Raw genomic sequence first — 13985 nt, 5'->3', positions numbered from 1 at the left:
TTTTTACGACGGCAGGAATAGGCCGTTATTCCGCAGCGATTTTTTCAGGTTTGCTCAACGGCGAATGTCAGCAATATCCCGTGGGATGGCGCTCTGCATACTGTGCCAGATGGCGCCGCTTTCCTTACCGTAGTGTCTGACCACATCCATCACCTGCTCATACAACCCGTCGCGGCACAATACTTCCAGCCGGCCATAAAAATCCATCGCCAGTTTGCGCGCATCGGGATTAGAGAAATAATAGCGGCCAACGCGGATATACAGGCCTTTCAATCCGTTAAGGATAAGGCCATAGATAGGATTGCCCGAGGCAAAAGCCAGTCCGCGGAAAACATTATAATCAAGCTGAGCGAAAGCATCCGCGTTGTCATCTACCGAGCCCGTCTGCGTTAACACTTCGCGCGTTTTTTCAGGGTGTTGCCGCAACGCCGTGCGGATAAAAATCGCCGCAATATTGGTTCGCACAGCCAGAAGATTATCAATCAGTTGCGGTACGCTATCATGATCGAGTCTCGCCAGGGTCTCCAGAATATTCAGCCCGGAAGTTTCCCAGAAGTTATTGATTTTCGTTGGTTTTCCATGCTGAATGGTTAGCCAGCCATCACGCGCCAAACGCTGAAGCACCTCGCGCAACGTCGTACGGGTTACCCCTATCAGTTCGGAAAGCTCTCTTTCTGCTGGCAGAATTGAACCTGGAGGAAAGCGGTTATTCCATATACTTTCAATGATATATTCTTCCGCGAACCCAGCCGGACTTTGCGCCTTTATGACCATGAGTTTGATATTCCGTAGCGATATTTACCGATGACAGCTGACTCATCATACCAGACGAACTAAACATGATATAGCGTCGCAGCCATACACAAATCACATTCAAGGTAAAACTGTGACTGCAAACCAAACCATTGGGGCTGCCGACGATATATTCCCGCTTGATTATAAAAAATTTCAGATATGATGCTACTCCCTGCCGGAGTTGAATTCACGCTCGTGCCGCTTATCGTTTCCTGCTACGACGCTGGATTTGCATGAGCAGGCAGCCACTAATCGTCACAATCGTGTATAGTAGTTGGACGGTGGGAAAGTGATGGCGGAGAACCCGATAGCTTCTTCGCCATCGCCGTACCGTCATAGAATTAAAGAAAAGAATCAAATAAATAGATTGTTACGTTTTGCACAGTGAAATGATGGTGGTGAAACCAAATCGGTTTACACTGCTGATTCGATCATTTTTAGCATGGAATACTTGTTATGTTGCGATTTCTTAACCGTTGCTCACGCGGGCGCGGTGCCTGGTTGTTACTGGCGTTGACAGCCTTGATTCTGGAATTGGTCGCGCTTTATTTCCAGCACGTCATGCTCTTGAAGCCTTGCGTACTTTGCATCTATCAACGCAATGCGCTTTTTGGTGTGATGGGCGCAGGTTTGCTGGGGGCAATTGCCCCGGCCAGCTTGCTGCGTTATCCCGCGATCGGACTTTGGATATACAGCGCATTTGAAGGTCTGCGCCTCGCCTGGAAACATACGGATATACTGCTTAACCCGTCACCTTTTAACACCTGTGACTTCTTTGTCAGTTTTCCATCATGGCTGCCGCTGGATAAATGGATTCCAGCGGTGTTCAATGCTTCGGGAGACTGTTCCGAACGTCAATGGCAGTTGTTGTCGCTGGAAATGCCACAGTGGTTAGTCGGTATTTTCGCGGCTTATTTACTGATTGCGGTATTGGTCCTGATTGCTCAGCCTTTCCGTCCTAAACGTCGCGACCTCTTCAGTCGCTGAGTATCAGAAAAAAACAAAAAGCCCGGGATCACACCCGGGCAGAGTGTGATCAGGTTGAAACACAGAACGCTCCTTCACTGCTGAGGGCGATAGATACGCCGGTAATGGACTAATCTCTCTTTGAAAAATTGTCTCTTCTCTTTAGGAATATTTTTCGACACCTCATCAGCGTTGATCGCTTTCTGCTGACTTTCCATAAAAGCGATCGTGGAGGCAGCAAAATCAGTGTACTGATCGCTGTATTGAATAATGATTTTTTCAAAGTTAATCATCTGTTCTTCCTCCTGTGCTTATTGCTGGTGTATTAAAATTATACAGCATATTGGAAATTGCACAGGGAAGAACACGGATTATGGCTACCTTGCCCACGCCGGTTTGTTCAAAATGTGATCTTGCCAGTCAATAACCTCACTTTCACGCACGGCAATATGGCGCACAGAAATCCGTTCACCATGCATCGCGGCCTTGGAGCCGGTAATCAGCGGGTGCCAATGCGGCAACGTTTTCCCTTCATTAATCAGACGATAGGCGCAGGTTGCCGGTAGCCAGTTGAAAGTCAACAGGTTTTCTCGAGTCAGCTTGATGCAGTCAGGCTCATACTCAAAACGACGTTCATAGTTCCGACATTGACAGCTTTTTATATTCAGTTGATTACAGGCTACGTTGGTGAAATAAATTTCCTCCGTATCCTCATCAATCAGCTTATTCAAACAGCACTGACCGCAGCCATCGCACAGCGACTCCCATTCATCATCGGACATCTCTGACAATGTCTTGTGCTGCCAAAAAGGGCGTTCAGTCATTTTCTTTTCCAGTTAATCTTTTTTGGGTGCTCTGTATAACGGGTTTAGCAGGCGGGAGCAAGTTTTGCTACCCATCCGCGCGGAACGGGTAGCCAGATAATCAGATAATGCGGGTGTTCAGGGTACGATCGTTGACGGTGATTTTCAGCATATCGCCGGATTGAATCGGCCCGACGCCTTGCGGCGTACCGGTCAGGATGATGTCACCCGCACGCAACGTAAAGAAGCGGCTCATATAGGCAATTAACGGCAGAATCGGCGTAATCATGTCACGGGTATTCCCCTGCTGACGAACCTCGTCATTCACTTTGACACCCAGTTCAGTTTGCTGCGGATCGCCGAACTCGGATACCGGAATGAAACCGGAAAGAGGACAGGAGCCATCAAACGCCTTCGCTTTTTCCCATGGCCGTCCGGCCTTTTTCAATTCGGACTGCAAATCACGCAGCGTCAAATCCAACGCGACGCCGTAACCGGCAATTGCCCGCGCGACACGTTCTTCATTCGCCTGCTTCAGCGGCGTACCGATAAGTACGGCCAGTTCAACTTCATGATGGACGGTGCCAAGGTTTTTAGGAATGGCCACTGGCTGACGCAAATCACACAGTGACGTTTCAGGTTTGATGAACAACACTGGCTCGGTTGGCGTTGCGCTGCCCATTTCTTTGATATGTTCCGAGTAGTTACTACCGACACATACTACTTTGTTGACTGGGAAATCAAGCAATGCGCCTTGCCAGTCTCTGTGTTGATACATGGATATTCTCCTGCCCTGTCTGTTGAGTGATTATGTAAAAACAGTTCGTTCCCGCTGTCTTGCGCCGTCGGCTATCGCCCTGAAGGCAACCGCATACCTATCATAATGCCAACGCACGACAAAGAGTATGGCATCGCCGATGCTGAAACAGGAACCTCTTCTACATGATTCCGGATAGCAATTCTGCCACCAGCGTCACCAATCGCTGTAGAGAACGCCACAGTATAAAACAAACGGACAAATTTCTATCGCTGACAATAGTGAGTAAAGTCATCCGGCGATGATGCCGGTTAAATACGACGCTGACGATTCCAACGAGAGATCTGATTATTTAGGTTGCTTTTTGGAATACGCCACAGCGTAATATTACGGCTAAGGCATTATCTGAAAATAAACGCCGGTATTAATTTTTTACATTTACCAAAGCGTCTTTAATAACGTTTCCACCGGAGGTGGGATCTGCAGATAAAAGCCCTGATCCCGGAGTGCTTGTTTCACCTTTTCAATATCGGCATTGGCCAATTTCTTACTGCCATCCAGCGGCAATAACATGGCTAAATGCGGCGTACCAAAACTTTTCATCAGATCTTCCGGAACGCGAGAAAAATCGTCTTTTTTTTCGACATAAAGATATGTCTGGTCACGTTTGGCACTTCGATAGATCACACAAAACATCTTTTTTACTCTGTTTAATGGGAATGGCGTCTTGCCTGTATATAATTGTGACTATAACATGCTTACAGCGCTCTGGAATATCATGTCTCAAATGTTACTCTGGGGATTAAAAAGATGCTGAAACTGAGTCAGGATAGATGTCACTAACGCCAATTGAGCTAAAAGGCAGCAGCTTTACCTTATCGGTTGTTCATTTGCATGATTCCCAACCCGAGGTAATTTATCAGGCACTGCAGGAAAAGATCGAGCAAGCGCCCGCTTTTCTGAAAAATGCCCCCGTTGTCATTAATGTCGCCGCATTGACGGCGGAAACCGACTGGATAACATTACAACAGGCTATTTCATCGACCGGACTGCGCGTCGTTGGCGTCAGCGGCTGTAAAGACGAACAGTTGAAACAGGCGATTACGCTGGCAGGCTTACCTTTGCTGAGCGAGGGCAAAGCGCAACGCCGTCCGATCGAACCCGTTGCTGATGTTCCTGCCGCGGTAAAAACCAAAGTCATCAATACACCGATACGCTCCGGTCAGCAGATTTACGCCCGGAACTGCGACTTGATTGTAACCAGCAGTGTCAGCGCGGGCGCCGAGGTGATTGCCGATGGCAATATTCATATTTATGGCATGATGCGTGGCCGCGCCCTCGCCGGCGTGTCTGGCGATGTACAAAGCCAGATATTTTGCACGCATCTGGCCGCTGAGCTTGTATCCATCGCCGGCCGTTATTGGCTGAGCGATCAGATACCCGCTTCATACTCCGGGCAGGCTGCAAGGATAAACCTGAACCTGCTGGACAATGTTTTAAACATAAAACCTCTAGACTAGTACCTATGCCAGCGGGCGTTGTCGTCACCGACCGTGACAATGAGAACAGCCTGACGGGATACGTTCTGAACCCTTTGACAAGGAAACATTTATGGCACGCATCATTGTTGTTACATCGGGTAAAGGGGGCGTTGGCAAGACCACTTCAAGCGCGGCCATTGCTACCGGTTTAGCCCGGAAAGGGAAAAAAACCGTTGTCATCGATTTTGACATCGGTTTACGTAACCTCGACCTGATTATGGGATGCGAGCGTCGCGTGGTTTATGATTTTGTTAATGTTATTCAAGGTGATGCGACACTGAATCAGGCGCTGATCAAAGATAAGCGCACGGATAATCTGTACATTCTGCCCGCGTCGCAAACGCGTGATAAAGATGCGTTGACCCGTGAAGGCGTCGAGAAAATACTGAACGATCTGGGCGAAATGGAATTCGACTTCATCGTTTGTGATTCGCCGGCGGGCATCGAAACCGGCGCGCTGATGGCGCTTTATTTCGCCGATGAAGCTATCATCACCACCAACCCGGAAGTGTCTTCCGTTCGCGACTCCGACCGTATTCTTGGCATTCTCTCGTCAAAATCGCGCCGGGCGGAACGTTCAGAAGAGCCTATCAAGGAACACCTGCTGCTGACCCGCTATAACCCAGGCCGGGTAAGCCGCGGCGATATGCTGAGCATGGAAGATGTGCTTGAGATCCTCAGAATTCCGCTGGTGGGCGTGATTCCTGAAGATCAGTCAGTACTCCGCGCGTCGAACCAGGGTGAACCGGTTATTCTGGATGTCGAATCCGATGCCGGCAAAGCCTATGCGGATACCGTAGACCGCCTGTTGGGCGAAGAGAAGGCTTTTCGCTTTGTAGAGGAAGAGAAGAAAGGTTTCCTTAAACGACTTTTTGGGGGATAAATCATGGCATTACTCGACTTCTTTCTGTCCCGCAAAAAAACGACAGCCAATATTGCCAAGGAACGGCTGCAAATTATTGTCGCGGAGCGACGTCGGGGAGATAGTGAACCCCATTATCTGCCGCAACTAAAACGGGATATACTTGAGGTCATCTGTAAATATGTACAGATTGACCCGGAAATGGTAACCGTTCAACTAGAGCAAAAAGGAGATGATATTTCCGTACTTGAGTTGAACGTCACATTGCCAGAGGCGGAAGAAACACCTAAATGATTTTTCTGCCATAACTATCCCCTGCTAATTTTGCAGGGGATATTGTATATATATCCAGTCTTTATTGGCCATCCAGACTTTGTATTTCCTTTTTTATTCCTGCTTTTTATTTCTGGACGATCGTTTTATCTGACGCTCGCCGCCGTCTCGTGTTTAAAAAACAAACGCCCAATAAATAGATTGGTGCAAAAACGCCGTCAATATTTTCTGAGAAATATCTGAAATAATCGCTCCCCCCATATTGAAAATACGTCTATCAATAATGGGTGAACAGCGATTAATTTCAGTTAGCGCTGATTAATATCCCCGCAGGATTTCCCGTAGCGCATCGCCATATAAATTATTGCGCCAGCCGGAGAACATTTCAGGTAAGGCATCCTGCCCGGTTAATTTCCAGTGCCAGTTAAGCACCCGGTTAATTTGACGCCGTGACGCCAGCAGTTCAGCAGATAATCCACTGCTTTCGCTGTAGCGTTGCACCATGGCTTTAATATCCTTGAATGCCTTTTTATAGCCAGGGTAATCAATCAAATTGATTACCGGCGCCGGGCAGTCAGCGTCGGCAATACCGCTCGTTTGCGCGACCAGAGACAATAGCGTTTTACCGTGGTAACGAATTTCCGGACCGCTAAGCCCCAAAGAGTCCAACTCCCCTAATGACGATGGCAGGCATCGGGCAACCTGTAAAAGGTTTTCCTCGCGCACTACAAAATTTACCGCGCTGTCGCGCTCACGGGCCTTACGCAAACGCCACTCGGCAAGGCGTTGCAGGCAAGCCAGATGACGACCGTGTAACTGCCAGGCATTTCCTATCTCACGATAAGCCACCTCGGGCGCCAGAATTTCCTGTTTGCGCTGACAAAGCAGGCGACACTCATCCTGCGCGGCCATTGTCCATCCGGCAGCGTTGATTTCTTCGACCAGTTTAATCGCCATCGGCAATAGATAGAACACATCCGCAGCCGCATAGTCACACTGTTTTTCACTCAGCGGACGAGCCAGCCAGTCAGTGCGTGATTCACTTTTATCGAGCGTCACGTCCATATACTCGGCGACCAGCGCAGCAAAGCCGTAAGAAAGTGGTTTACCCAGGAAAGCGGCCAGAATCTGGGTATCAATAAATGGCGTAGGCGACAGATCAAAAGCATTGAGAAATACTTCCAGATCTTCGCTGCCGGCATGCAGAAATTTGGTGACCTGCTCATCGCGCAACAGTTCCTGAAAAGGAAGCCAGTTGGTAATCTCCAGCGGATCGATAAGCGAAAGCTGTTCGCCATCATACAATTGAATCAACCCTAACTGCGGGTAGTACGTCCTCGTTCTGACGAACTCCGTATCCAACGCGATCCGTTGATACTGGCGCGCCTGTGTGCAAACTTGTTTTAACCCGGTATCGGTGGTGATCAACTGATAATTCAAAACATCATTCTCTTGATAGCTTATAAATATAAAAAGTCACGCCGGACGAACCGGCGTGAATGGGATAACAGGGGCTGACGTCCCTCTTGCGGATCTATTCCCGCAAGCCGATCGACACGACGCCACTTTCTATGGCGATAGCCATGATATCGTGTCCTTCCGGCTTCTGGCAGACGTTTATTGATAAATCATCGCAATTGCTCCGGAATTCAGGCGTTGACAGCCTTTTTCATCTGAGGATTTTTATCATCCCGCAACTCCCGGCGCAGAATTTTTCCTACGTTTGATTTGGGTAAATCCTCACAAAATTCAATTTCCTTCGGCACTTTATACCCCGTAAGATTACGGCGGCAATGCGTAATCAATTCATCTTTTGTTAACGAACGATCCCGGCGCACCACAAAGGCCTTCACGGCTTCTCCCGACACGTCGTTCGGTATCCCCACCACCGCAGACTCAGAAACTTTTGGATGACGGGTCAGCACATCTTCAATTTCCGTAGGATAAACGTTAAAGCCGGATACCAGAATCATGTCTTTCTTGCGGTCGATAATCCGCAGAAATCCTTCATCATCAGAAGTGACAATGTCACCGGTTGCCAGCCAGCCCTCTTTCAATACTTCATCGGTGGCTGCCGGCTGCTGCCAATAACCCAGCATCACCTGCGGGCCGCGAATCCATAGTTCGCCAGACTCACCGGGGCCGACGTCATTGCCATCATCATCAAGGATCCTGACATCCGTGGAAGGAACCGGCAATCCGATGCTGCCAGTGTAATGCTTCATGTCATAGGGGTTACCCGACACCAGGGGTGAACTTTCCGTCAGCCCATAGCCTTCCAGCAGATGTTTACCCGTGAGTTTTTCCCAACGTTCGGCAACCGCCTGCTGTACCGATGCGCCGCCGCCTACAGATAATCTCAGGGTGGAAAAATCGAGCTCATGAAATTCTTTGTTATTCAGCAAGGCATTAAATAATGTGTTCACCCCGGTGACCGCCGTAAAGGGATATTGTTTCAATTCCTTAACGACGGCCGGAATATCACGCGGATTGGTAATCAACAGATTTTTGCCGCCCAGTTCAAGAAACAGCAGACAGTTCACCGTCAGCGCAAAAATGTGATACAGCGGCAGTGCCGTCACCACCAGCTCTTGCCCCTCCCGCAGTACGGGTCCGTAAGCGGCTTTACACTGCGCCAGATTCGCCTGCATGTTGCGGTGCGTCAGCATCGCGCCTTTGGCAACGCCAGTCGTTCCCCCGGTATATTGCAGAAAAGCCAGATCGGTATTGATAATGTCAGGCTTGACATATTGCAGTCGGCGCCCCTCCTGCAATGCCCGACGGAAAGAGATCGCATCCGGCAGATGATATTTCGGCACCAGCCGCTTGATATATTTGACAACAAAATTGACTAACGTCCCTTTTGCCGTGGAGAGTTGATCCCCCATTCGGGTCAGGATAACGTGCTTTATCGGTGTACTATCGACAACCTTCTCCAGCGTATGGGCAAAATTGGACACGATGACGATCGTGCTGGCCCCGCTATCTTTAAGCTGATGTTCCAGTTCCCGCGGCGTATACAGCGGATTCACGTTCACCACCACCATTCCTGCCCGCAGCACGCCAAATAGCGCGACCGGATATTGCAACAGGTTGGGCATCATCAAGGCGACGCGGTCACCTTTTTTCAATCCAAGCCGGTTTTGCAGATAGGCCGCGAAAGCCCGGCTACGCTCTTCCAGTTTGCGGTAGGTCATCACTTCACCCATGTTGATGAATGCCGTCTGATCGGCATACCGCGCTACCGTACTTTCAAACATGTCAATCAGTGAGGCAAAACGATCCGGATCGATTTCGGCAGGCACCGCGGCCGGATAGCGTGATAACCAGATTTTTTCCAAGACGTCACTCCCGAGATATTTTTTCAGTGGCATCGCTCACCTCAGCATTAAACCATCAATTAACATTATTTTAACTCAGCTTACCAGTTGGCTAGCAAACAATGTCAAGGTTGCGAGAGCGATCACTTATTTAATGTTAATAATTTGTTCAAAAAATGCAGGAGCGGCAGGCCACAAAAAAAATCAGGCAACCTAAGTCGCCTGATTTTCTTTCATCCGTAACAACTTTTTATTCTGTTACGACATTTTCAACCTGCACAGGACCATACCAACCGCCGCCGAAACCCCATCCGGGTCCCCAGCCTCGGCCATAGCGCATATCCCATCCCCACGGACCATAAGCGCCAGGCGGCATCATCACCTGCTGTCTTACATTCCAGCGCTTGTATCCCTGCACGTCCACCACGACAAAGCGGTAGGGTTTGTCACCGATGGCACCTTGCTCAGATCCCGTAATGGGGCCGACGACGGTGATCAATCGATTTTTAAAATCAACCGGCTCCAGGAAGCGATTCACATAGGCAACGAAACGGCCTTCCGAAGGCTGATTCAGTTGCGGCCTGGCTCCGCTGTCGAGAGGCAGGCTGACGATTTCCAGTCGGGTTCGGTTGGCATCATTGTGCACATTGACCACCCGGCCACCAAAACGCGATTCCTGACCGACATACAGCTGCGGTGCATTCATTACCCGCACGAGATCGTCCTGCGGGGTTGGGGACGTTCCCTTAATTGCATCAGGCACACTCACGCAACCAGACAGCATCAACACAGCAGCAACAGCAATACCGCGCCATGCGGTCCGTATCGGCAATGTTTTGGGTTTCATATGCATTGTAATCATTGTCATGACATACACCTTTTTCAATGTCTGATAATTAGACTATAACGCATCGAATAAGTTGCTGTTTTCTTCCATCCGGGAACAACGGCTCCCATGACTGAAAGCCGTCATCTTATAGGGTAATAGTTTGGATATTCAACGTCCCGGCAGTTTTTTCCAGGCCACTTCGTTACGCAGATAACGCGGCTGGGCCTGTTCAACGCTCACCGCCCGCCCGGCACGCCATTGCTGGTACGCCAGCGGCAACATATCCTCGGCCTGCGGTAACAACATGTCGCCATCACGCAAGGTCAACGCAGCCTGGCTCACCAGACCGGGATAGGTTTGCCAACCCGTTCCCGCCGTTGCCCATTCCCCCTGCAACCCGGCCGTCAGCGTTTGCACCTGCTGTGGCGTCAGGACGGCCTCGGAAGCGTCGCCTTGCCAGACGCCATCGACATCACGCTGATACTGCGCCCAGTAAACTTCACCCATGCGGGCATCAATGGCGGCCAATACCTGTGAGGCATTAACCCGCCGAAACGCGCCCTGAGCCAGAGTTGCCAGTGTGGAAACGCCAATCATCGGCAATTCTGCGCCTAATGCAAGCCCCTGAGCGATGCCAATACCAATTCGCACGCCAGTAAAACTACCCGGCCCCTGACCAAACGCCACCGCATCCAGTTCGCCAAGCGTTACGCCGCTTTCAGCCAGCACCTGCTGGACCATTGGCAACACTCGCTGAGTATGCTCACGAGGACAAACTTCAAACAAAGAATGAATTTCACCATCATTCCAGAGAGCGACAGAACAGGCTTCCGTCGCGGTATCAAGCGCTAGAATTCGCGTAGACATGCCAACCTCAGGCGGGGATATAAATCTTAACGGCGCGCATGATAACATACCACCCGGCACCCTCGTCATCTTTCAAACCATCAGCGTATTGCATTCCTTCATCTCACGGTCTATCCGACATCATTACCCGTTACGCTTTTTGGGTAAGAAATGCAATGGCCTGCGCCATATCCCGGGTGCGGGGAGCGGGAGGCAGACTGTTGAGGAAAACGGCGCCATAAGGGCGCATCACTAATCGGCTATCGCAAATCACCAGTACCCCGCGATCGTCCGTGTCACGAATCAGACGGCCAACGCCCTGCTTTAACGTAATTACGGCGTCAGGCAGTTGGACGTCGTCGAACGGCTCCCCGCCACGCAGGCGACAATCTTCAATGCGCGCTTTCAATAACGGATCGTCTGGCGAAGTAAAGGGTAATTTATCGATGATCACGCAGGACAAGGCGTCGCCGCGTACGTCAACACCTTCCCAGAAGCTGCTGGTTGCCACAAGAAGCGCATTCCCCGCAGACACAAACTGCGACAGTAGCTGCGCTTTGCCGGTTTCCCCCTGCAACAGCACAGGCAATGTCATCGTGGCGCGAAATTCGGCGGCCAAATCGCGCATCATCTGGTGCGATGTGCACAGCATAAAACAGCGACCCTGATTGGCCTCAATCAACGGGCGCAAGATGGCTGCCAGCTTACGCGCGGCGCCCGGCTGATTCGTTTCCGGCAGATAGCGCGGCACACAGAGCAACGCCTGGCGCGCATAGTCAAACGGACTGGGCAATAACAGCGTACCGGCCTCTTCCAGACCAAGCCGATCGGTAAAATGTTTCAGCTGTTCGTTGACGGATAACGTGGCGGAGGTAAATATCCACGCCGCCGGTTTTTCTTTCATCAGTTCCCGGAAGCGATCGGCGACGGACAGCGGCGTCAGCGCCAACACAAAGTGGCGGGAATTGCACTCATACCAGTAACTGTAGCCCGGTTGTTGAACATCCCGCAGGCGTTTCAGGCGACTGCGATATAACGTTGCCCGCTCAAAGGCGGCATCAAGCAGCGCGGAGCGTCCCAATGAGAGCCTGGCGACGTCATAGCAGAGTTCCAACGCGTCATCCAACAGCACCAGCGCACGCTGAAGATGGGGTTGGTTGAGCACTTCCCGCAGATTGCCGCGAAAGCCGGGGTCGCCCAATGCCAGCCGAAAATCCTGCGTACTCTGGCTCAGACGATCGGCGCTTTTCTGTAGCTGAGCCGCATCCCGCACTTCCGTCCGATAGGCAATGATAATGTCCTTGGCCAAATCCATCAGTTGGCGACTGGAGAGCTGCTGACCAAAATACTGACTGGCAATATCTGGGATCTGGTGCGCCTCATCGAAAATAACCACGTCACTTTCCGGGATCAGTTCGGCAAAACCGCTTTCTTTCACCACCATATCCGCCAGATAAAGATGGTGATTTACCACGACGATATCGGCATCCATCGCCTTGCGACGGGCTTTTACCACAAAACACTCTTTGTAACGCGGACAGTCGCTGCCCAGACAATTGTCGTTGGTGCTGGTTACCAGCGGCCAGATCGGACTGTCTTCCGCCACACCGCCACAGGTGGTTACGTCGCCTTCCGTTGTTTCAGAAGACCAGCCCCGCAGCCGGACCAGTTCACTGAGTGTTTCCGCGGATAAGTCCCCTCCCGCCAGCGATTGCTGATCGAGCCGTTCGAGACAAAGATAATTGGAGCGGCCTTTAAGCAGCGCCAGTTTGCCCTTGTATTTCAGCGCCTGCGCGACCGTGGGCAAATCCCGGCTGTAAAGCTGATCCTGTAAGGCTTTTGACCCCGTTGAAATGATGACTTTTTTATCCGACCGCAGCGCAGGCGCCAGATAAGCGTAGGTTTTCCCGGTACCGGTTCCCGCCTCGACCACCAGCGCCCGCTTGCTGTCAATGGCCTGAACCACCGCCTGCGCCATCTGTCGCTGCGGTTCACGCGGTTTAAATCCGCTGATAGCCTTGGCTAACGCCCCATCGGTTGCAAAATCATCAATTACACGATCGCTTGTCACGCTGTCTCTCTTAAGTCAGGTTCAGACTGCCAGCGCTATCCAGTGACGCCGCCCGGCTGATTATGCCAATACTCCACTATCACTACCACTCTAAATCCGCCCGGACTTTCCCCTGAGAAAGTAATGAACGCGGAAAAGATTATGTTACGCTTAGCGCCATTATTTACCCCCAAATGGAGACGATATCCTCATGCCAATTCAGCGAATCAATCCTGAAGACCGCTGGTCTGACGCGGTTATTCACAACAACACGCTGTACTACACCAGCGTGCCGGAGAATCTGGATGACGGGGCGCAAGCCCAGACAGAAAATGCGCTGGCCGCGCTGGATGCGATCCTGCAACGGGTGGGAACAGATAAAAGCCGGCTTTTGGATGTCACGATCTTTTTGGCTGACGCCGGTGATTTCGAGGCCATGAATGCCGCCTGGGATGCCTGGGTAGTACCGGGCCACGCGCCCGTGCGTTGCACCGTACAGGCCAAGCTGATGCACCCGAAATTTAAAATCGAAATCAAAGCCATCGCGGCGGTATAGCGGTGTATTAATTCGTATCAGGAGAGGAATAACGATCAGTGTTCTTCCTCTTCTTCACCATCGTCAAACGTACCCTCGTCGTCGTCCTGACCGTTGTCCCGATCGTCTTCATCATCGAACATTGCAGTGACACTGTCACCTTGATGGGTTTCACGAATTTCTGCCGCGACCTGCGCAATCGCCTGACCACTGCTCATTCCCTGTGACATCAGTTCCTGAATCCGTTCTACTGCTTCTTGCTGCTGTTGATGCGTCAACGCGGGCATGCCTGCAATCATGATAAATTCCTGATAACCAATCTGGCGCGTATCATCGCACGCTCTTTCGGTCATACACCAGCAGTTATGGTTTGTGATACGCTAGCCGAACAGACAGAAAACAAAATAA

The 13985-nt window shown here is 50.8% G+C and carries 16 protein-coding genes; 5 read left to right on the top strand and 11 right to left on the bottom strand.

Going from position 1 to position 13985, the window contains the following annotated elements; all coding sequences use genetic code 11:
* Window positions 1–54: 54 nt before the first annotated feature.
* The gene (fadR, locus tag B4923_RS14200; RefSeq protein ID WP_109055016.1) at window positions 55–774 is read right to left on the bottom strand and encodes a fatty acid metabolism transcriptional regulator FadR; all 720 of its coding nucleotides are present in this window, start codon (window positions 772–774) and stop codon (window positions 55–57) included.
* A gap of 477 nt (window positions 775–1251) precedes the next feature.
* Between fadR and dsbB the strand changes: the two genes are divergently transcribed.
* On the top strand, window positions 1252–1782 hold the full coding sequence (dsbB, locus tag B4923_RS14195; RefSeq protein ID WP_109055015.1) for a disulfide bond formation protein DsbB: 531 nt from the start codon (window positions 1252–1254) through the stop codon (window positions 1780–1782).
* Window positions 1783–1856: 74 nt separating this feature from the next.
* On the opposite strand, the gene B4923_RS14190 is transcribed toward dsbB, so the two are convergent.
* From B4923_RS14190 to B4923_RS14175, 4 genes are all read right to left on the bottom strand, one after another.
* Window positions 1857–2054 (bottom strand): DNA polymerase III subunit theta, encoded by a 198-nt coding sequence (locus B4923_RS14190; RefSeq protein WP_109055014.1) that lies wholly within the window; start codon window positions 2052–2054, stop codon window positions 1857–1859.
* 84 nt (window positions 2055–2138) lie between these two features.
* Window positions 2139–2585, bottom strand: coding sequence for a YcgN family cysteine cluster protein (locus B4923_RS14185; RefSeq protein WP_109055013.1), 447 nt, complete (start codon window positions 2583–2585; stop codon window positions 2139–2141).
* A 100-nt stretch (window positions 2586–2685) separates the two neighbouring features.
* Window positions 2686–3342, bottom strand: a complete 657-nt coding sequence (locus B4923_RS14180) for a fumarylacetoacetate hydrolase family protein (protein WP_109055012.1) — start codon at window positions 3340–3342, stop codon at window positions 2686–2688.
* Between the two features lie 417 nt (window positions 3343–3759).
* On the bottom strand, window positions 3760–4017 hold the full coding sequence (locus tag B4923_RS14175) for a YcgL domain-containing protein (protein ID WP_109055011.1): 258 nt from the start codon (window positions 4015–4017) through the stop codon (window positions 3760–3762).
* A 137-nt stretch (window positions 4018–4154) separates the two neighbouring features.
* On the opposite strand from B4923_RS14175, the gene minC reads away from it, so the two are divergent.
* The 3 genes from minC to minE all read left to right on the top strand — a co-directional run bounded on the left by minC (window position 4155) and on the right by minE (window position 6018).
* Window positions 4155–4841, top strand: a complete 687-nt coding sequence (gene minC / locus B4923_RS14170; protein WP_109055010.1) for a septum site-determining protein MinC — start codon at window positions 4155–4157, stop codon at window positions 4839–4841.
* 91 nt (window positions 4842–4932) lie between these two features.
* On the top strand, window positions 4933–5745 hold the full coding sequence (gene minD / locus B4923_RS14165) for a septum site-determining protein MinD (protein ID WP_109055009.1): 813 nt from the start codon (window positions 4933–4935) through the stop codon (window positions 5743–5745).
* Window positions 5746–5748: 3 nt separating this feature from the next.
* Window positions 5749–6018, top strand: coding sequence for a cell division topological specificity factor MinE (gene minE, locus B4923_RS14160; RefSeq protein WP_015840174.1), 270 nt, complete (start codon window positions 5749–5751; stop codon window positions 6016–6018).
* Window positions 6019–6315: 297 nt separating this feature from the next.
* Here minE and rnd read toward each other — a convergent pair whose 3' ends face one another.
* The 5 genes from rnd to yoaA form a co-directional block, all read right to left on the bottom strand.
* On the bottom strand, window positions 6316–7437 hold the full coding sequence (gene rnd, locus B4923_RS14155; protein WP_109055008.1) for a ribonuclease D: 1122 nt from the start codon (window positions 7435–7437) through the stop codon (window positions 6316–6318).
* Between the two features lie 209 nt (window positions 7438–7646).
* Window positions 7647–9338 carry a long-chain-fatty-acid--CoA ligase FadD gene (gene fadD, locus B4923_RS14150; protein ID WP_146187260.1) on the bottom strand — a complete coding sequence of 564 codons (1692 nt, stop codon included), beginning with the start codon at window positions 9336–9338 and terminating at the stop codon, window positions 7647–7649.
* Window positions 9339–9567: 229 nt separating this feature from the next.
* Window positions 9568–10164, bottom strand: a complete 597-nt coding sequence (locus B4923_RS14145; protein ID WP_170116065.1) for a Slp family lipoprotein — start codon at window positions 10162–10164, stop codon at window positions 9568–9570.
* Between the two features lie 150 nt (window positions 10165–10314).
* Complete coding sequence (tsaB, locus tag B4923_RS14140) at window positions 10315–11013, bottom strand: tRNA (adenosine(37)-N6)-threonylcarbamoyltransferase complex dimerization subunit type 1 TsaB (protein WP_109055005.1); 699 nt, start codon at window positions 11011–11013, stop codon at window positions 10315–10317.
* A gap of 130 nt (window positions 11014–11143) precedes the next feature.
* Complete coding sequence (gene yoaA, locus B4923_RS14135) at window positions 11144–13063, bottom strand: DNA repair helicase YoaA (protein ID WP_109055004.1); 1920 nt, start codon at window positions 13061–13063, stop codon at window positions 11144–11146.
* A 190-nt stretch (window positions 13064–13253) separates the two neighbouring features.
* Here yoaA and B4923_RS14130 point away from each other — a divergent pair, with 190 nt between their 5' ends.
* A complete protein-coding gene (locus B4923_RS14130; protein WP_109055003.1) occupies window positions 13254–13598 on the top strand; it encodes a RidA family protein in 345 nt (114 codons plus the stop codon).
* A gap of 35 nt (window positions 13599–13633) precedes the next feature.
* On the opposite strand, the gene B4923_RS14125 is transcribed toward B4923_RS14130, so the two are convergent.
* Window positions 13634–13876 carry a YoaH family protein gene (locus B4923_RS14125; protein ID WP_109055024.1) on the bottom strand — a complete coding sequence of 81 codons (243 nt, stop codon included), beginning with the start codon at window positions 13874–13876 and terminating at the stop codon, window positions 13634–13636.
* Window positions 13877–13985 lie beyond the last annotated feature (109 nt).

Origin of the sequence: Brenneria roseae subsp. americana, from assembly GCF_003115815.1 — a bacterium.
In the GTDB taxonomy this organism is placed as follows: domain Bacteria; phylum Pseudomonadota; class Gammaproteobacteria; order Enterobacterales; family Enterobacteriaceae; genus Brenneria; species Brenneria roseae.
Note: the sequence above shows the minus strand (reverse complement) of the source record. Positions and strands in the feature narration are given on the sequence as shown.

Coding starts and splice junctions, on each gene's coding strand:
- B4923_RS14185 (WP_109055013.1), bottom strand. CDS start 2,585: ATGACTGAACGCCCTTTTTGGCAGCACAAGACATTGTCAGAGATGTCC.
- minC (WP_109055010.1), top strand. CDS start 4,155: ATGTCACTAACGCCAATTGAGCTAAAAGGCAGCAGCTTTACCTTATCG.
- B4923_RS14190 (WP_109055014.1), bottom strand. CDS start 2,054: ATGATTAACTTTGAAAAAATCATTATTCAATACAGCGATCAGTACACT.
- B4923_RS14145 (WP_170116065.1), bottom strand. CDS start 10,164: ATGAAACCCAAAACATTGCCGATACGGACCGCATGGCGCGGTATTGCT.
- B4923_RS14130 (WP_109055003.1), top strand. CDS start 13,254: ATGCCAATTCAGCGAATCAATCCTGAAGACCGCTGGTCTGACGCGGTT.
- tsaB (WP_109055005.1), bottom strand. CDS start 11,013: ATGTCTACGCGAATTCTAGCGCTTGATACCGCGACGGAAGCCTGTTCT.
- minD (WP_109055009.1), top strand. CDS start 4,933: ATGGCACGCATCATTGTTGTTACATCGGGTAAAGGGGGCGTTGGCAAG.
- B4923_RS14125 (WP_109055024.1), bottom strand. CDS start 13,876: ATGATTGCAGGCATGCCCGCGTTGACGCATCAACAGCAGCAAGAAGCA.
- B4923_RS14180 (WP_109055012.1), bottom strand. CDS start 3,342: ATGTATCAACACAGAGACTGGCAAGGCGCATTGCTTGATTTCCCAGTC.
- fadR (WP_109055016.1), bottom strand. CDS start 774: ATGGTCATAAAGGCGCAAAGTCCGGCTGGGTTCGCGGAAGAATATATC.
- B4923_RS14175 (WP_109055011.1), bottom strand. CDS start 4,017: ATGTTTTGTGTGATCTATCGAAGTGCCAAACGTGACCAGACATATCTT.
- minE (WP_015840174.1), top strand. CDS start 5,749: ATGGCATTACTCGACTTCTTTCTGTCCCGCAAAAAAACGACAGCCAAT.
- dsbB (WP_109055015.1), top strand. CDS start 1,252: ATGTTGCGATTTCTTAACCGTTGCTCACGCGGGCGCGGTGCCTGGTTG.